Here is an 18557-nt window from a genome sequence, read left to right as displayed (position 1 = left end):
CACCATGAATGATCTGCAGCTCGACGAATTCAAACGCGATGAAAACGCCGCCATGGTCTTGCTCATCGACGACCAGGCGATGATCGGCGAGGCGGTGCGGCGCGGGCTGTCAAATGAAGAAAACATCGACTTCCACTTCTGCTCCGACCCTCACCAGGCCATCGCCCAGGCCGTTCGCATCAAACCGACGGTGATTCTCCAGGACCTGGTGATGCCCGGCCTGGATGGCCTGAGCCTGGTGCGCGAGTACCGTAACCATCCCGACACCCGCGATATCCCGATCATTGTCCTGTCTACCAAGGAGGACCCGCTGATCAAGAGCGCGGCGTTCGCCGCCGGGGCCAACGACTACCTGGTCAAGTTGCCGGACAACATCGAACTGGTGGCGCGCATCCGCTATCACTCGCGTTCCTACATGATGCTGTTGCAGCGCGACGCGGCCTATCGGGCACTGCGGGTCAGCCAGCAGCAACTGCTCGACACCAACCTGGTGCTGCAACGCTTGATGAACTCCGACGGCCTGACCGGGTTGTCCAATCGTCGGCACTTCGACGAATACCTGGAGCTGGAATGGCGCAGGGCAATGCGCGACCAGAGCCAACTGTCGCTGCTGATGATCGATGTGGACTACTTCAAGGCCTATAACGACAACTTCGGCCACTTGGACGGTGACGAAGCGCTGCGTAAGGTCGCCACGGCGATCCGCGAGGCGTGTAGCCGTCCATCCGACTTGCCGGCCCGCTACGGCGGCGAGGAGTTCGCCCTGGTCCTGCCCGGCACCTCGCCGGGCGGTGCCCGGCTGATGGCCGAGAAACTGCGCCAGGGCGTCGTCGCCCTGAAAATCCCCCACACCACGCCCGACGGTGGCGAAAACCTGACCGTCAGCATTGGCGTCTCGACCTTCATCCCCCAGCAGGGTAGCGATTGCCGGCAACTGATCTCGGCGGCGGACAAGGGGTTGTATACGGCCAAGCACAATGGGCGCAATCGGGTGGGCGTCGAATAAGCCCTTGAGAGGCAGGGCGTTTGCTCCCACCGGATTGCACCTGTAGGCGCTATGGCTGTGTAGCTGTGTAGGAGCTGTCGAGTGCAACGAGGCTGCGATCTTTCCCCAGCCAATTGAGTCCCAAACGAAAGATCAAGATCAAGATCAAAGTCAAGATCAAAAGATCGTCCGAACGCGGCCCGAGCCTTCGCCAGCACCTACAGGGTCAGCACGAGCTTGCTCCCTTACCACGGAGCGCGAACGCTGAATCTCATTGCCCCTAAAGCCGCCAGGCGGGCTGCCGCTGGCGCTTGATTACGTTATACTCGCCGGCTTTCAAAAGTTCGCCAACGAGTGCTGCCCGCCATGGAAATCAACCCGATCCTTAACACCATCAAGGACCTGTCCGAGCGCTCCGAAACTATTCGGGGGTATCTTTGACTACGATCAAAAGCATGAGCGTCTGACCGAAGTCAATCGCGAGCTTGAAGATCCGAATGTCTGGAACAACCCTTCGTACGCCCAGGAGCTGGGCCGCGAGCGTTCTGCGCTGGCGCAGATTGTCGAGACCCTGGACGAGCTGTCCAGCGGCCTGGCCGACTGCCGCGACCTGCTGGACATGGCCGTCGAAGAGAACGATGAAGGCGCGGTCGGCGATGTCGTCGCCGAGCTGACACGCCTTGATGAGAACCTCGCCAAGCTGGAATTCCGTCGCATGTTCAGCGGCGAGATGGACATGAACAACGCCTACCTGGACATCCAGGCCGGTTCCGGCGGCACCGAAGCCCAGGACTGGGCCAACATCCTGCTACGCATGTACCTGCGCTGGGCTGACAAACGCGGTTTCGACGCCACCATCATGGAACTGTCGGCTGGTGAAGTCGCCGGGATCAAGGGCGCCACCGTGCACATCAAGGGCGAATACGCCTTTGGCTGGCTGCGGACCGAGATCGGCGTGCACCGCTTGGTGCGCAAGAGCCCGTTCGACTCCGGCAACCGCCGCCACACCTCGTTCTCGGCCGTGTTCGTTTCGCCGGAAATCGATGACAACATCGAGATCGAGATCAACCCGGCGGACTTGCGCATCGACACCTACCGTTCCTCCGGGGCCGGCGGTCAGCACGTAAACACCACCGACTCGGCCGTACGGATTACCCACGTACCGACCAACACCGTGGTCAGTTGCCAGAACGAGCGCTCCCAGCACGCCAACAAAGACACCGCGATGAAGATGCTCCGGGCTCGCCTGTACGAGCAGGAAGTGCAGAAACGCAACGCGGCGTCCCAGGCACTGGAAGACACCAAGTCGGACATCGGCTGGGGCCACCAGATCCGTTCGTACGTGCTCGATGCCTCGCGGATCAAGGATCTGCGGACCAGCATCGAACGCAGCGATTGCGACAAGGTGCTCGATGGCGATATCGATGAATACCTGATCGCCAGCCTCAAACAAGGGCTGTAACGCGACACCCATGCGGCGGGCAGGCCACGCTTGCACCAAGGAGCGCGACTCGCCCGCAAACTCCGGCCCGGGGCCGGAGGCAACGAACCTGTGATGGAATCCTTAAAGACATGAGCGACCTAGAACTCGACCCGCAAGCCCTGCAACAGGAAGAAAACTCCCTGATCGCCCTGCGCAAGGAAAAGCTTGCTGCCGAGCGCGCCAAGGGCCAGGCCTTCCCCAACGACTTCCGCCGCGACGCTTATTGCGACGTCTTGCAGAAGCAGTATGCGGACAAGACCAAGGAAGAGCTGGCCGAGGCGGCGATTCCAGTCAAGGTGGCCGGTCGTATCGTGCTCAATCGTGGTTCGTTCATGGTGATCCAGGACATGACCGGGCGCCTTCAGGTCTACGTCAACCGCAAGACCCTGCCGGAAGAAACCCTGGCAGCCGTCAAGACCTGGGACCTGGGTGACATCATTGCCACCGAAGGCACCCTGGCCCGTTCCGGCAAGGGCGACCTGTACGTCGAGATGACCAGCGTGCGCCTGCTGACCAAGTCCCTGCGCCCACTGCCGGACAAGCACCACGGCCTGACCGACACCGAGCAGCGCTATCGCCAGCGCTACGTCGACTTGATCGTCAACGAAGACGTGCGCCAGACGTTCCGCGTGCGCTCGCAAGTCATCGCCCACATTCGCAGCTTCCTGATGAAGCGTGACTTCCTGGAAGTCGAGACACCGATGCTGCAGACCATCCCCGGCGGTGCGGCGGCCAAGCCGTTCGAAACCCACCACAATGCCCTGGACATGGAAATGTTCCTGCGCATTGCGCCGGAGCTGTACCTCAAGCGCCTGGTGGTGGGCGGCTTCGAGAAAGTGTTCGAGATCAACCGCAACTTCCGTAACGAAGGCGTTTCGACCCGGCACAACCCCGAGTTCACCATGCTCGAGTTCTACCAGGCCTACGCCGACTACGAAGACAACATGGACCTGACCGAGGAACTGTTCCGCGAGCTGGCTCAGCTTGTTCTCGGGACTACCGACGTGCCGTACGGCGACAAGGTGTTCCACTTCGGCGAGCCGTTCGTGCGCCTGTCGGTGTTCGACTCGATCCTCAAGTACAACCCAGAGATCACCGCCGCTGATCTGCAGGACATCGAGACGGCTCGCGCCATTGCCAAGAAAGCCGGGGCCAAGGTGCTCGGCTTCGAAGGACTGGGCAAGCTGCAAGTGATGATTTTCGAAGAACTGGTCGAGCACAAGCTGGAACAGCCGCACTTCATCACCCAGTACCCGTTCGAAGTGTCGCCGCTGGCCCGTCGTAACGACGAGAACCCAAGCGTGACCGACCGTTTCGAGCTGTTCATCGGTGGCCGCGAAATCGCCAACGCCTATTCCGAGCTCAACGATGCAGAAGACCAGGCCGAGCGTTTCATGGCCCAGGTGGCTGACAAGGACGCCGGCGACGACGAAGCCATGCATTACGATGCCGACTTCGTGCGTGCCCTGGAGTACGGCATGCCGCCGACCGCTGGCGAAGGCATCGGCATTGATCGCCTGGTGATGTTGTTGACCAACTCGCCGTCGATCCGGGATGTGATTCTCTTCCCGCACATGCGGCCTCAAGCGTAAATGTTTCAAATAAAAAGCCGCCTGGAAGGGCGGCTTTTTATTGCCTGTCTGGTACAAACGTATCAATTGGTTACTTTTGAAAAAAAGAGGAAGACCTGTCGTGAATCGTGCAATGGCTTCAGAAGGTGCAGCGGGCGTCGCCACGGCTGTCGCTGAAAGTGTTCAGTACCAGGGCCGCAAGGCCAGCCGACAGGGCAGTGAGCAGCGTCGCCAGGAGATTCTCGACGCGGCGATGCGCATTGTGGTGCGCGATGGCGTGCGAGCCGTACGCCATCGCGCTGTGGCCGCCGAAGCCGGCGTGCCACTGTCGGCCACCACGTATTATTTCAAGGACATCGATGACTTGCTCACCGATGCCTTCGCCCAGTATGTGGAACGCAGCGCGGCGTTCATGGCCAAGCTGTGGGCCAACAACGAAGGCCTGCTGCGCGAGATGGTCGCCTACGGTGACGGCAGCGCCCAATCACGCTCGCAACTGGCGGACGACATTGCCCGGATGACCGCCGACTACGTACAACACCAATTGGACAGTCGTCGCGACTACCTGATGGCCGAACAGGCCTTTCGCCAGGAAGCGCTGCTCAACCCGCGTCTGGCGGTGTTGGTGCGTTCCCATCAGCAGATTTTGCTGCACGGCACGTGTCAGTTTTTCCAGGTATTGGGCTCTCGTGAGCCGCAACAGGATGCCAAAGTGTTGACGGCGATTATCGGACGGATGGAATATCAGGGTTTGCTCAATAGCGCCGAGCTGGAAGCCGATGAAGATATGCTCGGTATCCTGACCCGCTACATGCACCTGGTACTGGCGTCGGTGTAACCCCCTTGTGGGAGTAGGCTATGTGGGAGCAAGCGTTGCTCCCACACACACCTGCTCCCCTATGTAAGGACGAGGCACTGTGCCATAGGGAGTTCAAATGAAAGCTTGGCGTGCCGTTGTACTGACCGTGTCGTTGCTACTGCTCAGTGGCTGCCTGGTGTCGTTCAAGGCGCCATTGCCTGACAGCGAAGCCGCGCCTGAGGGCTTGCTCGGTCACTGGACCAGCGCCAATGCCTGGGGCGAACCGTTGAACCTGGAGCTGAGGAAGGTCGGCAAGCACCGCTACCAGGCCATCAGCTACTTCAGGGCCAAGCCCCATGAGCGCGAAGCCATTCCTCTGACTGTTTCCCGTCATGGCAGCCGCTGGTACGTGTCGGCCAAGGTACCGGTCCGGTTTGGCGGTCATTATTTGATCGCCGGTTTCGAGTTGACCGACAAGCACGAGCTGGTGGTCTACAACCTGGACCTGGAGCAGATCAACCAGGCCATCAGCCAAAAAATCCTCAGCGGCCAACCGAATCCGAGCGAGCAAGGCGACGGTGTGCTGGTGGACAGCGACATGAACAAGGTTTTCGGTTACCTCGACGATCCGGCCAATTCCGATGTGTTCTCGGAGGCCGTGCGCTACCAGCGGCTGGTCAAATCCCAATAACAGCAATAAGCGGACGTTTTTTCACAGGAGTTCCGGGTGGACGATTACCAGCAGACGATACGCACCTTGTCCGATCGCATTGTGCTGGCGCAAACGCCGATTCGCATCCTCGACGCGGTGAAGTGGGACGAGAGCATCCGCAAGGGGTTTCTCAAGGCCAAGGGCAAGGAAATGCCTGCGGTGGATCGCGACTATTACCTCAACCGGCCACTGTCTTTCGATTCGAGCAAGGTGAAGCTGGAGTTCCAGAACATCGAGCGCGACATCACCCGTCAGCTTGGGCAGTTCAACCCGGTTGGCCAGATCATGCGCCGTATGTGCAAGGAATACCGCATGGTGGTGCGCATGCTCGAGGCGCGTGGCACCGAGGATTTCGGGCTGATCTCCCAGGAGCTCTATGGCGCCGCCTCCGATGCTTTCCACGCCGGCGACCCGACCCTGGCCGACCTGGGCCTGATGCTCTCCGATTACCTGAACAACATCGATGGCCGTGGCGACCTCAAGGACGAGCCGAAGACGCTGGTCGCCAAGGACGCGGTCAAGCTGCTGCAACACCGCCTCAATCGGGTGTTTGGCGAAGCCGAGGAAACCATCCGGGTGTTCGAGTCCGATGGCATCGTGGCCGACGCGGCGGCGGGCGCGGACTACATCAAGATCCGCGCCGATGCGATGTTCAACGAGCGCGACGTGCGGGCGCTGGAAGTCCACGAGGGGCTGGTGCACGTCGGCACTACGCTCAACGGCCTCAACCAACCGATCTGCACCTTCCTGTCCAAGGGCCCGCCCTCGTCCACGGTGACCCAGGAAGGCCTGGCGATCCTGATGGAAATCATCACCTTCGCCTCCTACCCGAGTCGCCTGCGCAAACTGACCAACCGTACCCGGGCCATTCACATGGTGGAGGAGGGGGCCGATTTCCTGCAGGTCTTCGAATTTTTCCGCGAGCAGGGTTTTGAAATGGCCGAAAGCTACGGCAACGCCAGTCGGGTTTTCCGTGGGTCGGTGCCGACGGGTCTGCCATTCACCAAAGACTTGTCCTACCTCAAGGGCTTTATCATGGTTTACAACTACATTCAGTTGGCCGTGCGCAAGGGCAAGCTGGAACAGGTGCCGTTGATGTTCTGCGGCAAGACCACCCTCGAGGACATGCGCACGTTGCGACAATTGGTGGACGAAGGCCTAGTCGTAGCGCCCAAGTACCTGCCCGAGCAGTTCCGCGACATGAACGCCCTGTCGGCCTGGATGTGTTTCTCCAACTTCTTGAACCACCTGAGCCTGGACCGGATCGAAGCGGATTATTCCAATATCCTTTGAGCACAACACCGTCCAACGGTGGGAGCGGGCTGTGTATAACTTCTGATTTTTTGCGAGGCTTCACCGGATGCGAACCCTCGGCATCATTTGCCTGTTGCTGGCCCTGAGCGGTTGCAGTTCCCTGCTGTTCTACCCCGAGCACGGCCTGGCGTTCACCCCGGAGCGGGCCAGGCTCGAGTACCGCAACGTCACCCTGACCACCGCCGATGGTCTCAAGCTCCATGGCTGGTGGCTGCCCGTCAAACCGGGTGTGGAGGTCAAGGGCACGGTCCTGCATTTGCACGGCAACGGCGGCAACCTGGCCTGGCACCTGGGCGGTAGCTGGTGGTTGCCGGAGCAGGGCTACCAGGTGTTGATGCTCGACTACCGGGGTTATGGCCTGTCCGAAGGCGAGCCGAGCCTGCCGGCAATTTACCAGGACGTCGACGCCGCGTTCCAATGGCTCGACCAGGCGCCCGAGGTGCAGGGCAAGCCGCAGGTGCTGCTCGGCCAGAGCCTGGGCGGCGCGCTGGCGGTGCATTACCTGGTCGAGCACCCGCAGCGCCAACGGCAGCTCAAGGCCCTGGTGCTCGATGGCGTGCCCGCCAGTTACCGCGAGGTCGGCCGTTTTGCCTTGAGTACGTCCTGGCTGACTTGGCCGTTCCAGGTGCCATTGTCCTGGCTGGTGCCGGACGGTGACAGCGCGATCAGTTCCGTGGCGCACTTGAATGGTGTGCCGAAATTGATCTACCACAGCCTGGACGACCCCATCGTGCCCCTTTCCAACGGCATCCGCCTGTATCAAGCTGCGCCGCCGCCACGGGTCTTGCAGTTGACACGCGGCGGCCATGTGCAGACGTTCGCCGACCCGGTCTGGCGCACCGTGATGCTGCGCTACCTTGACGACCCCCAGCACTTCGACGGCCTGCGCCGCCTGGGCGAGGTCCCGAATTACCCGAAATCACCCGTTGAATTACCAGAGAGTCCGCAATGAGCGAAGAACGTAACGCCATCCCCCTGATCATTACCGGTATCTGCAGCATCCTCGGCACTGTTGCGACGCTGTGGTACTACGGTTACCTGCACTTCGCCAAGCCCGAGGACGCGTTGCTGCTCAACCAATTCACCATGCTCAAGACCGTGCCGGGGGAGGACTACAAGGTGTCCCTGGACCCGGCCCCTCAGGTCGCCCAATGCATCGACGGCGTGCTGGTGCTGTTCGACACCGAGCAGAAAGGCCTGACCGGCGTGCTGATCAACGAGAAGAAACGCGCGGTGCGCTGCATGGGCCAGGAAACGCCGCAAAAATTGCAGCCATAAGTAACCCCCTGTGGGAGCGAGCCTGCTCGCGATGGCGGCAGATCAGCTGACATAGGTGGTGACTGAACCACCGCTATCGCGAGCAGGCTCGCTCCCACAGGGGATATGGCCGGCTCGACACAATGTGTGCGCCATGAAAAAGCCCCGCCTGATTGAAGTCAGGCGGGGCTTTTGCGTTGCACTCAGCCGATCAGTTGGCGCTCATGGTCGAACGCGGGGCCACTGGCTGGTTGTCGTTGGAGATGGTCACTTCCACACGACGGTTCATCGCACGGCCCGAGACGCTGCTGTTGTCGGCCACCGGGAATTCCTTACCGTAGCCCTGGGTCACGATGCGAGCCGGGTCCACGCCCATTTTCACCAAGGCAGTGCGCACCGAGCTGGCGCGGCGCTCGGAGAGCGATTGGTTGTAGGAATCCGAACCGGTGCTGTCGGTATAGCCCTCGATGATCACCTTGCGGTCCGGGTTTTCCTGGAGGAACTGCGCCAGTTTGCTCACATTCGTCATGCCGCTGGCGCGCAGTTCGGACTTGTTGGTGGCGAACAGCACGTCGCCGAAGGTCACCAGCGTACCGCGTTCGGTCTGCTTGGCGTTGAGGCTTTCCTGCAACTGCTTGATCTGCGCATTGCGCGCATCGAGCAAGGCACGCGCACGTTCGTCACCGGCATTTTTCAGCTCGGCTTCGGCCTTGCGCAGGGCGATGGTCTGCTTGGCTACTTCAACGCGTTGGTTGGTCAGGTAGGCCAACTGGTCGACCTTAGCTTCGTCTTCCTTGTCCAGATAGGCCTTGTCAGCCTTGGCCAGGAAGTCGGCGGCGTCCTTGGTTTCCAATGCTGCCACTTTGGTCGCCGCCGGGTCAGCCTGTAGGCCGTTGTAGTTGGTCCGTGCCTGTTCCAGGTTCGCGTTCGGGTCGTGGGAGCAAGCGGCCAGGGCTACGCAGGCAGCGAGCAGGGCGGGCATCATCAAGTGTTTGTGCATCATAGTCTGTCGTCCTTTTATCAATGAGAAGTACGTCGTGGCGTGAACGGTTTACTGAACCTTGTTCATGCCTTCCTGACGCAGTTCCTGAACCCCTTTCTGAGAATCCTTGAGTGCTTGTTCGGCCTTGGCGGCCTGAGCCTTGCGCTCGGCGACGCGGGCATCCCACTCGGCCTGTTCGGCCAGACGCTTGGCTTCGCCGTAGTTCTTGTCATGCATGGCGATTTCGGCCTGCTTGAGTTTGTCCTGGGCCGATTTCATTTCCACAGCAGCGAATTCGGTACCGCCGGCGCTGACGGCGCTGTTGACCGCCGATTGGGTCACCGCGTACTGCTCCGAGGGTGGATTACCGGCGCAACCGGCGAGAATGAAGCTGCTACCGATCGCCAGGGCAGCCAACTTCAAGCCACGCAGGCCAGTGGATGAGGGTTTGGCAGTGCAGGTATTCATAGGCTTCAACTCCATTGGAAAACTCCTGAAAAAACTACAAATCCATGCTGGGACCGAAGCCGTGACGTCCGGTTTGACGCTGGCGCCAAGGCGCGTTTATTTAAACAACCGTTCCAGTATGGTTACTCGGTGTGACCCGAGGCGTTTTTCAAAAGTTCAGCGAAGATGGCCATTCGCCAAAAGAATTACTGACTGATTGGTCAGTGGTAGAGAAGCTGAACTTTCAAGGCGCGCAGCAGTACTCCCGGTGTAGGGATACGTGCGTTTTTTGGCGGGCGCGCGCGTAGGAGCTGCCGAAGGCTGCGATCTTTTGCTTTCGCTTGAGACTCAAGCGTCAGGGGAAAGATCGCAGCCTCGCTTCGCTCGTCAGCTCCTACAGGCGTCAGTGTTTGGATTTGTCGTTCTGCGAGGAAAGTTCGTGCAGGTGCCGACGGGACAGTGCGAGGAATCGCGGGGTCGGACCCACGTCTTCGTACAATGGGTCGCCTTCTTCATCGGTGGCCACGACTTGCGAGCCTTTGATGTAGGGGAAGCTGGCTTCCAGCTCTTCCAGTGCGGCCCCGATCAGCTCGCCGAGCAGTTCCTCGGGCTGGCGCTTGGGGTACATGTCGCAGATTGCTGCCAGCCGGGCGGCGGCTTCCACGTCCAGATGAATCATGTAGCCAGTCTGGGTCAGACGGCCCTTGGCGTTTTCTTCCCAATGCTGGGCAAGCTCACGAATTTTCATGATGACCTCGATAAGCCTGCTCGTGGCGGGCGCGGAGAGTGACAAGCCGTTGTGTGGCTTAATCATGAGACTAGCTTTGTCGTCCAAGGTTTAATGTCCCTTCATCGCTTGTCAGAAACGGTGGGCATCGGCACTCTCTAGTCCAAGAGCTGCCCGGACTTTTTTGCTGGAGAAATGCTGATGACCGATATCGATGCACGCTTGCGCGAAGACGTTCACCTGCTCGGTGAGCTATTGGGCAACACCATCCGCGAACAATACGGGGACACGTTTCTCGACAAGATCGAGCAGATCCGCAAGGGCGCCAAGGCTGACCGACGCGGTTCCGTGGACGCCGAACTCAGCGCCAGTCTCAATCAGTTGAGCGAGGACGAACTGCTTCCGGTGGCGCGGGCGTTCAACCAGTTTCTTAACCTGGCCAACATCGCCGAGCAATACCAACTTATCCACCGCCGTGAAGCGTCGCAGCCGGAGCCCTTCGAGGCGCGGGTGTTGCCCGAGCTGCTCGCCCGGTTGCGGGCTGAGGGCCATGGCGCCGAAGCCCTGGCCCGGCAATTGGGAAGGCTGGAGATCGAACTGGTTCTCACGGCCCACCCCACGGAAGTGGCTCGCCGTACGCTGATCCAGAAATACGACGCCATCGCCGCGCAATTGGCCGCCCAGGATCACCGCGACCTGACCAGCGCCGAGCGCGCACAGATTCACGAACGCTTGCAGCGCTTGATCGCCGAAGCCTGGCACACCGAAGAAATCCGCCGCACCCGGCCGACCCCGGTAGACGAGGCCAAGTGGGGGTTCGCGGTAATCGAGCACTCGTTGTGGCAGGCCATTCCCAATTACCTGCGCAAGGCCGACCAGGCCCTGCATGCCGCCACCGGCTTGCGCCTGCCGCTGGAGGCCGCGCCGATCCGTTTTGCCTCCTGGATGGGCGGCGACCGTGACGGCAACCCCAATGTCACCGCCACCGTGACCCGCGAGGTGCTGTTGCTGGCGCGGTGGATGGCAGCGGATCTGTACCTGCGTGACGTTGATCAACTGGCGGCCGAACTGTCGATGCAACGCGCCAGCGAAGCCTTGCGTGCCCAGGCGGGCGACAGCGCCGAACCTTATCGCGCCGTGCTCAAGCAACTGCGTGAACGCCTGCGCGCCACCCGCAACTGGGCCCACGCTTCCCTGAGCGCCGCCACGCCGCCAAGCACCGACGTGTTACAGCACAACCGCGAGCTGCTGGACCCCCTGGAGCTGTGCTACCACTCGTTGCACGAATGCGGCATGGGCGTGATTGCCGACGGGCCGCTGCTCGATTGCCTGCGCCGGGCGGTGACCTTCGGCTTGTTCCTGGTGCGCCTCGATGTACGCCAGGACTCGACGCGCCATACCGCCGCCATGACGGAAATAACTGACTACCTGGGCCTGGGACGCTATGAGGATTGGAACGAGGAGCAGCGCATCAGCTTCTTGCTGGCGGAACTGAGTAACCGGCGTCCGCTGCTGCCGGCCCATTTCAAGCCGTCGGCCGATACGGCGGAAGTTTTGGCGACGTGCCGGGAAGTGGCCGCGGCACCGGCGGCGTCCCTGGGGTCCTACGTGATCTCCATGGCCGGTGCGGCTTCCGATGTCCTCGCGGTGCAGCTGTTGCTGAAGGACGCCGGCGTGTTGCGGCCAATGCGGGTGGTGCCGCTGTTCGAAACCCTGGCCGACCTGGACAACGCCGGGCCGGTGATCGAGCAGCTGTTGCTGTTGCCCGGTTATCGCTCGCGGCTGCAAGGTCCCCAGGAAGTGATGATCGGCTATTCCGATTCGGCCAAGGACGCCGGGACCACGGCGGCGGCCTGGGCGCAGTATCGGGCCCAGGAACGGCTGGTGGACATCTGCCGCGAGCAGCAAGTCGAATTGCTGTTGTTCCACGGTCGCGGCGGCACCGTGGGCCGTGGTGGCGGTCCGGCGCATGCGGCGATCCTGTCCCAGCCACCGGGTTCGGTGGCCGGGCGTTTCCGCACCACTGAGCAAGGCGAAATGATTCGTTTCAAATTCGGCCTGCCGGACATCGCCGAACAGAACCTCAATCTTTATCTCGCCGCCGTGCTTGAAGCGACGCTGCTGCCACCGCCACCCCCAACGCCACAGTGGCGGGACCTGATGGACGAACTGGCGGCCGATGGCGTCAGTGCCTACCGTGCCGTGGTGCGGGAGAGCCCGCAATTTGTCGAGTACTTCCGCCAGTCCACCCCCGAGCAGGAACTGGGGCGCCTGCCCCTGGGCAGCCGTCCGGCCAAGCGACGGGCCGGCGGCATCGAAAGCCTGCGGGCGATCCCATGGATCTTCGGCTGGACCCAGACCCGCCTGATGCTGCCGGCCTGGCTCGGCTGGGAAACCGCACTGAGCAAGGCCCTGGAGCGCGGCGAAGGTGAGTTGCTGGGGCAGATGCGCGAGCAATGGCCGTTCTTCCGGACCCGCATCGACATGCTGGAGATGGTGCTGGCCAAGGCCGACGCCGATATTGCCCGCTCCTACGACGAGCGTTTGGTGGAGCCTGGGCTGCTGCCTTTGGGGGCGCATTTACGCGACCTATTGTCGCAGGCCTGCTCGGTGGTCCTTGGGTTGACCGGTCAGTCGCAGCTACTGGCACATAGCCCTGCCACACTGGAATTCATTCGCTTGCGCAACACTTACCTCGACCCACTGCACCTGTTGCAGGCCGAGCTGTTGGCGCGCTCACGGCAGCAGGATGTGGCCCAGGGCAGCCCCGTGGAACAGGCGTTGCTGGTGTCTGTGGCGGGGATTGCCGCCGGTTTGCGCAACACCGGTTAAGGTTAGGCAGCGCACCGAAACGGCTCGCCCGGTGTTCCCGGGCGCTGTCCGCCGGGGGAGAGAACAGGTCGACCTGGCCACAGTTCGTTGCCCGGTTGCGCCTCTCGCCACCCCCTCCGAAGGTCGTATCGGGCGCGGGTTCCTCCGACTTTCGGCGGCTTGTGTGGGTCGAGCCTGCTGTGTATCTTGATCAGCCTTTGGCCGTTTGGGCGGTCACGATTCTGTTTTTCGAAGATTGGCCCCACGAGGCGAATCCGAGCGTTTTACATAAAAAAATTGAGGAGCACATCGATGCGCGTCATTCTGCTGGGAGCTCCCGGGGCCGGTAAAGGTACTCAGGCAAAGTTCATCACCGAAAAATTCGGTATCCCGCAAATTTCCACCGGCGACATGCTGCGTGCCGCAGTCAAGGCGGGCACCGAGCTGGGCGTCAAGGCCAAGAGCATCATGGATGCCGGCGGCCTGGTGTCGGATGACCTGATCATCGCTCTGGTCAAGGATCGCATCGCTCAAGCCGATTGCGCCAACGGCTTCCTGTTCGACGGCTTCCCGCGCACCATTCCCCAGGCCGAAGCCCTGGTGACAGCCGGTGTGGAGCTCGATCACGTGGTCGAAATCGCGGTCGATGACGAAGAGATCGTTCAGCGCATTGCCGGTCGTCGCGTCCACGAGGCGTCCGGCCGTGTCTACCACACCGTTTACAACCCGCCGAAACTTGCGGGCAAGGACGACGTCACCGGTGAAGAGCTGGTGCAGCGCAAGGACGACACCGAAGAAACCGTGCGTCATCGCCTGTCGGTCTACCATTCCCAGACCAAGCCGCTGGTGGCGTTCTACCAGAACCTGTCGGCTGCCCAGGGCAAACCGAAGTACAGCCACATCCCGGGCGTCGGCTCGGTCGATGCGATCACCGGCAAGGTGCTCGAAGCCCTGAGCTGAAAAGTCTGATCAGTTGCATCAACTACGGCCCGCTTGCGGGCCGTAGTTGTTTATACTGGCGCACTTTTTTCCACCTGATTTACGGACACATCGATGAGCACCTTGCTGGCCCTGGACACCGCGACTGAAGCTTGCTCCGTTGCTTTGCTGCACAACGGCAAGGTCACGAGCCATTACGAGGTGATCCCGCGCCTGCATGCGCAGAAACTGTTGCCGATGATCCAGAAACTGCTGAGCGATGCCGGGACGACCTTGCAGGCAGTGGACGCGATTGCCTTTGGCCGTGGGCCGGGGGCTTTCACGGGGGTGCGCATCGCTATCGGCGTGGTGCAAGGACTGGCGTTTGCCCTGGAGCGGCCGGTGCTGCCGGTGTCGAACCTGGCGGTGCTGGCCCAGCGCGCCTTGCGCGAACAGGGCGCCCGCCAAGTCGCAGCGGCCATCGATGCGCGCATGGACGAGGTGTACTGGGGCTGCTATCGCGAAACTGACGGCGAGATGCGCCTGGTCGGCGCTGAAGCGGTATTGCCACCCGAAGCGGCAGCGTTGCCGAGCGGGGCCGACGGTGACTGGTTCGGCGCCGGTACCGGGTGGGGCTACGGCGAGCGAATCGCCGTCAACCTGACCGGCCAGGACGCTACTCTGCTGCCTCACGCCGAAGACCTGCTGGCGCTGGCCCGTTTCGCCTGGGCCCGGGGTGAAGCTATTGTGGCCGATGATGCCCAACCGGTGTATCTGCGGGACAAGGTCGCAACGCCAAAATCCGAGCGATAAGCCCTGGCTTTGTGGGCGCAAAGCTTGCTTGCGATACAGGCGCCTCGGTTTCCAGCAGACCGCGTCATCATTGCGGGCAAGCCTTGCTCCCACAAACTCATTTCCCCGGCCAAAAGTCACACCCAATATTGCCAGTCGTCACTTTTTTACCCCGTTTTTAAACCTTTTAGGCTTTATGTGCTCTAGTTATCACTTGTGCATTTGCGCGGCTGTGAAAGTGCCGCTAAATTGCCATCATTGATACCGAGCATTCTGTTATGCGTATAGACGGCTTTTCCTCCCAGTCCTACCCCATCAAGCGCAAGCCTCGTGCAGGCAAAGTCGCTGAGCAAGAGTCCTTCGATGATGATATCGATGGCGAACTGGAGTTTCCGTCTGAAGAGCAATTGGCCGCCCGTGCCGCCAAAGCTTCCGCGCAACGCCTGAGCAATCTCCCCGCCCGTCAGCAAGACATGCTTTACCACCGTGCGATGAGCCGCAGTGTCGCCACGGCCCTGGCGAGCTACCTGAGTACCGCCGGTTTCGTCGATTGGGATATGGAAGTGCTGGGACTCGATCTCTACATCTGATGGTCTTGCCTTACTACCTGGGCTGCCCCTCCTGGAGCGAAAACGCCTGGCGCGATTACCTTTATCCCCAGGACGCCAAAAGCACCGACTTCCTGAATCTCTATTCCCAAGTGTTCAATGCTGTGGAAGGCAATACGACCTTCTACGCCAGCCCGTCTACGGCCGTCGTGCGGCGTTGGGCCGAGACCATGCCCGAGCACTTTCGCTTCACCGCCAAATTCCCCGGTGACATCAGCCACAATGGCGACTTGCGCGAGCGCCTGACGGCCACCGAAACCTTCCTGCAATTGCTCAGCCCCTTGGGTGAGCGTGTCTCGCCGTACTGGCTGCAACTGTCCAAGGCTTTCACCCCGAATCGGTTGTCGGAACTGGCAGGGTTCATCGACGCCTTGCAGCGCCCCTTGGCCGTGGAGGTCCGTCATGATGAGTTCTTTGCCAAGGGCGATGCCGAACGGCGCCTCAACCGCTTGTTGCTCGATCGCGGTGTCGAACGCATCTGTCTCGATCCCCGGGCCTTGTTCAGTTGCACCTCGCTTGATCCTGCCGTGCTTCATGCGCAATCGAAAAAGCCCCGGGTGCCGCCCCGGCCAGCGGCGTTCACCCAATGCCCGCAAGTGCGCTTTATCGGCCATCCGGTGCTGGAAGCCAACGAGCCGTTCCTGACGCCGTGGGTGGAGAAAATCGCCGGATGGATCGAAGAGGGGCGTACCCCCTATATCTTCCTGCACACCGCCGATAACCTGCTGGCGGCGAAACTGGCGCAACGCTTCCACGCTCGCCTGATGAGTCGTTTGCCTGGCTTGCCGGCCCTGCCTGAGCTATATAGAGAGCCCGCCGCCGAGCAACTGGGTTTGCTCTGAGGCCAACCCTCTCTGCTCAGGAGCGAACTACATGGATGCGCAAACTCGTCGAGCCCAGGCGTTCAAGGCCTTGCACGAACGTGAAGGGGCTTTTGTCATTCCCAACCCGTGGGATGCCGGGTCCGCCAAGATGTTGGCCAGCCTCGGCTTCGAGGCCTTGGCGACCACCAGTGCCGGCCACGCCTTTTCCTTGGGCCGGCCCGATGGTGCGCTGGGCCTGGAGGACACGCTGGCCAACGTGCGGGCGATTGTGGCCGCCACCGATCTACCTGTGGCCGTGGACCTGGAGAACGGTTTTGCCGATGCCCCCGACGATTGTGCGCGTAACCTGCTCCGTGCAGCGCAGGCTGGTGCGGTGGGCGGTTCGATCGAAGATGCCACGGGACGCGAAGACAGCCCGATCTATTGCTTCGACCATGCCGTGGCGCGGGTCAAGACCGCCGCCGACGCCGTGCGCAGCTTGCCGTATCCCTTTCTGCTGACGGCCCGCGCGGAGAACTTCCTGCACGGCAATCCGGACCTGGAGGACACCATTGGCCGCTTGAAGGCCTTCGCCGACGCGGGGGCCGACGTGTTGTATGCCCCGGGGCTGAGCAGCGCCGAGCAAGTGCTCGCCGTGGTGCGGGCCGTAGCGCCGAAACCGGTGAACGTGCTGATGTCCGGGGCGCTGGACCTGACCGTCGCGCAGTTGAGCGAGTTGGGCGTCAAGCGCATCAGTGTCGGATCGGCGTTGGCCCTGGCCGCGTATGGCGAGTTCTTCCGCGCCGCCGAAGAAATCCAGCAGCAGGGCACGTTCACCTTCACGCGCCGATCGATGCCGTTCAAGCAGGCCAACCAATTATTCAAGGGTTGATACCCGAGGCAACGTCGTGCGGTTTTTGAAAGTTCTTGCGGTCGTGGCACTGCTCGTTGGCGTTGCAGGGCTGGGGGTATGGCGCGGTTGGGTGGCGCTGCCGCCCCAATGGAATCCCTGGGCGCCCCTGAACGTCAACCTTGCGCCCAACCTGCTGACCCGCTTCAAGCTCATGGCCCTGCGCAACGACCCGCAGTTGTGTGACCAGGCCCTCGCCACCTCGGGGCTGCGCACCGCTCGCCAGGCCGACAGCCGCTCCCAGGCCGATTGCCCGCTGAACAATGTGCTGAGGGTACAGGGCGGGGACGTGGCGTTGAGCAGCAGTTTCCTCGCCAGTTGTCCGCTGGCCGTGGCCTTCGCGCTGTTCGAGCGCCATGGGTTGCAGCCGGCGGCAATGGCGGTCTACGGGCAGAAAGTGACGCGGGTCGATCACCTTGGCAGTTTTGCCTGTCGCAATATGTACGGTCGTGAGAGCGGGGCGCGTAGCCAGCACGCCACCGCCAGCGCGCTGGACATTGCCGGGTTTCGCCTGGCCGATGGGCGCACGGTCAGCGTGCTCAAGGACTGGCCCAAGGACAATGCCGATGCGCGCTTCCTGCGTCAGGCCCGCGACGGCGCCTGCGATATGTTCAGTGTGGTCTTGAGTCCCGATTACAACGCGGCGCACCGCAACCATTTTCATCTGGACGTGGGGCCATGGTGGATCTGTCGCTGAGTGCCCTGTTTCGCAAATACGCTTCTTTTTTGACGACGACAGACGCCATCAAAAAGGAACAGTATTTGTGATACAGGCCCCCCGTCAGGCGGCGATGCGCAGGTTCTGCAGCACGATCGGACGTGCCCAGCGGGTGTCGAAATCCAGTTGTTTTTGCTGCGCCACCAATTCCTCTTCCGGGAAGGGCGGGAACGGCTTGTCCAGCAGGTCGAGTTCGAACTCGGCAATCGGCAGGTGCAGTGGGCGCGGTTGTGGTGCCGGACCGGGTTCCGGCAGCGGTTGGCCGGCGGTCAGGACGAGGGGGCGAACCCAGTTGCTTTCGAAGGTCTGCTGTTTTTGCTGGGCAGCGATTTCTTCCACAGGGAAGGGCGGGAAGGGTTTGTCCAACAGGTCGAGTTCGAATTCAGCGATGGGCAGGAACAGCGGTTCAGGCGGCTTGACCGGCGTTTCGGTCACTTCGCAAGTGCGCTGGCTGACGATGTGCTCCAGCAATTCGGCGCCGAGGGTGGGTTCAACGGCCTCATCGAGGGCCACTGGCTGGTAGCTGCCAGGTGCCGGTGCGCTATCACCCAGTTGATCGGCCAGGGCCCGGGCAAAAAAATCCTGCCACAGGTGACTGACGCCGCTCAGCGCTTGGGTATTGCGCAGGCTGTAATCGCCGTAAGGGGAGATAACGCCTATCGATGTGGATTGAATGTCTGACATTTTTCTCGGTCGACGCTCAGCTCTGGCAAAATGCCG

19 protein-coding genes are annotated in these 18557 nt (G+C 61.5%); 15 read left to right on the top strand and 4 right to left on the bottom strand.

Translation table 11 applies throughout. The annotated features are described in order from the left end of the window. The first annotated feature begins 4 nt into the window (after positions 1 to 4). The 8 genes from AACY42_RS03165 to AACY42_RS03130 all read left to right on the top strand — a co-directional run bounded on the left by AACY42_RS03165 (position 5) and on the right by AACY42_RS03130 (position 8142). A complete protein-coding gene (locus AACY42_RS03165; RefSeq protein ID WP_339476385.1) occupies positions 5 to 1006 on the top strand; it encodes a diguanylate cyclase domain-containing protein in 1002 nt (333 codons plus the stop codon). Between the two features lie 345 nt (positions 1007 to 1351). Beyond that, positions 1352 to 2447, top strand: a protein-coding gene (gene prfB, locus AACY42_RS03160; protein WP_095963568.1) for a peptide chain release factor 2 whose coding sequence is annotated in 2 segments (ribosomal slippage) — positions 1352 to 1423 and positions 1425 to 2447 — 1095 coding nt in all. Because the reading frame shifts where the segments join, the coding sequence is not laid out codon by codon here. Between the two features lie 110 nt (positions 2448 to 2557). After that, the gene (lysS, locus tag AACY42_RS03155; protein WP_339476382.1) at positions 2558 to 4060 is read left to right on the top strand and encodes a lysine--tRNA ligase; all 1503 of its coding nucleotides are present in this window, start codon (positions 2558 to 2560) and stop codon (positions 4058 to 4060) included. 100 nt (positions 4061 to 4160) lie between these two features. Further along, the gene (locus AACY42_RS03150) at positions 4161 to 4877 is read left to right on the top strand and encodes a TetR/AcrR family transcriptional regulator (RefSeq protein WP_339476380.1); all 717 of its coding nucleotides are present in this window, start codon (positions 4161 to 4163) and stop codon (positions 4875 to 4877) included. Between the two features lie 97 nt (positions 4878 to 4974). Next, positions 4975 to 5529, top strand: a complete 555-nt coding sequence (locus tag AACY42_RS03145) for a hypothetical protein (protein WP_339476378.1) — start codon at positions 4975 to 4977, stop codon at positions 5527 to 5529. Positions 5530 to 5565: 36 nt separating this feature from the next. Then, positions 5566 to 6843 carry a flavohemoglobin expression-modulating QEGLA motif protein gene (locus AACY42_RS03140; RefSeq protein WP_339476376.1) on the top strand — a complete coding sequence of 426 codons (1278 nt, stop codon included), beginning with the start codon at positions 5566 to 5568 and terminating at the stop codon, positions 6841 to 6843. 67 nt (positions 6844 to 6910) lie between these two features. Beyond that, positions 6911 to 7816, top strand: coding sequence for an alpha/beta hydrolase (locus AACY42_RS03135; RefSeq protein ID WP_339476373.1), 906 nt, complete (start codon positions 6911 to 6913; stop codon positions 7814 to 7816). Further along, positions 7813 to 8142 (top strand): hypothetical protein, encoded by a 330-nt coding sequence (locus AACY42_RS03130; protein WP_339476370.1) that lies wholly within the window; start codon positions 7813 to 7815, stop codon positions 8140 to 8142. The genes AACY42_RS03135 and AACY42_RS03130 overlap by 4 nt, the downstream gene beginning before the upstream one ends. Before the next feature lie 190 nt (positions 8143 to 8332). Here the strand turns inward: AACY42_RS03130 and AACY42_RS03125 are convergent, their stop codons facing one another. From AACY42_RS03125 to AACY42_RS03115, 3 genes are all read right to left on the bottom strand, one after another. Continuing rightward, positions 8333 to 9121 (bottom strand): OmpA family protein, encoded by a 789-nt coding sequence (locus AACY42_RS03125; protein WP_339476473.1) that lies wholly within the window; start codon positions 9119 to 9121, stop codon positions 8333 to 8335. Positions 9122 to 9172: 51 nt separating this feature from the next. Further along, entirely contained in the window at positions 9173 to 9586 is a 414-nt protein-coding gene (locus tag AACY42_RS03120; RefSeq protein WP_339476367.1) for a DUF4398 domain-containing protein, read from the bottom strand. A gap of 367 nt (positions 9587 to 9953) precedes the next feature. Next, positions 9954 to 10298 (bottom strand): pilin assembly protein, encoded by a 345-nt coding sequence (locus tag AACY42_RS03115; protein ID WP_339476364.1) that lies wholly within the window; start codon positions 10296 to 10298, stop codon positions 9954 to 9956. A 180-nt stretch (positions 10299 to 10478) separates the two neighbouring features. Between AACY42_RS03115 and ppc the strand changes: the two genes are divergently transcribed. From ppc to AACY42_RS03080, 7 genes are all read left to right on the top strand, one after another. Further along, positions 10479 to 13109, top strand: a complete 2631-nt coding sequence (ppc, locus tag AACY42_RS03110) for a phosphoenolpyruvate carboxylase (protein ID WP_339476361.1) — start codon at positions 10479 to 10481, stop codon at positions 13107 to 13109. A gap of 291 nt (positions 13110 to 13400) precedes the next feature. Further along, on the top strand, positions 13401 to 14048 hold the full coding sequence (adk, locus tag AACY42_RS03105; protein WP_339476359.1) for an adenylate kinase: 648 nt from the start codon (positions 13401 to 13403) through the stop codon (positions 14046 to 14048). 93 nt (positions 14049 to 14141) lie between these two features. Then, positions 14142 to 14819: a tRNA (adenosine(37)-N6)-threonylcarbamoyltransferase complex dimerization subunit type 1 TsaB gene (tsaB, locus tag AACY42_RS03100; protein WP_339476356.1), complete on the top strand. Its 678-nt coding sequence runs from the start codon at positions 14142 to 14144 to the stop codon at positions 14817 to 14819. A 257-nt stretch (positions 14820 to 15076) separates the two neighbouring features. Then, on the top strand, positions 15077 to 15388 hold the full coding sequence (locus AACY42_RS03095; RefSeq protein WP_339476353.1) for a hypothetical protein: 312 nt from the start codon (positions 15077 to 15079) through the stop codon (positions 15386 to 15388). Beyond that, positions 15388 to 16248: a DUF72 domain-containing protein gene (locus AACY42_RS03090; RefSeq protein ID WP_339476350.1), complete on the top strand. Its 861-nt coding sequence runs from the start codon at positions 15388 to 15390 to the stop codon at positions 16246 to 16248. Before AACY42_RS03095 ends, AACY42_RS03090 begins: the two co-directional genes overlap by 1 nt. A 31-nt stretch (positions 16249 to 16279) precedes the next feature. After that, the gene (locus AACY42_RS03085; RefSeq protein WP_339476347.1) at positions 16280 to 17101 is read left to right on the top strand and encodes an isocitrate lyase/PEP mutase family protein; all 822 of its coding nucleotides are present in this window, start codon (positions 16280 to 16282) and stop codon (positions 17099 to 17101) included. 16 nt (positions 17102 to 17117) lie between these two features. Then, a complete protein-coding gene (locus tag AACY42_RS03080; RefSeq protein WP_339476345.1) occupies positions 17118 to 17816 on the top strand; it encodes an extensin-like domain-containing protein in 699 nt (232 codons plus the stop codon). An 84-nt stretch (positions 17817 to 17900) separates the two neighbouring features. On the opposite strand, the gene AACY42_RS03075 is transcribed toward AACY42_RS03080, so the two are convergent. Beyond that, positions 17901 to 18521 carry an energy transducer TonB gene (locus tag AACY42_RS03075; RefSeq protein WP_339476343.1) on the bottom strand — a complete coding sequence of 207 codons (621 nt, stop codon included), beginning with the start codon at positions 18519 to 18521 and terminating at the stop codon, positions 17901 to 17903. Between the last annotated feature and the right edge of the window lie 36 nt (positions 18522 to 18557).

The organism is Pseudomonas sp. RL_5y_Pfl2_73 (assembly GCF_963970515.1).
Classification (GTDB): Bacteria; Pseudomonadota; Gammaproteobacteria; order Pseudomonadales; family Pseudomonadaceae; genus Aquipseudomonas.
Note: the sequence above shows the minus strand (reverse complement) of the source record. Positions and strands in the feature narration are given on the sequence as shown.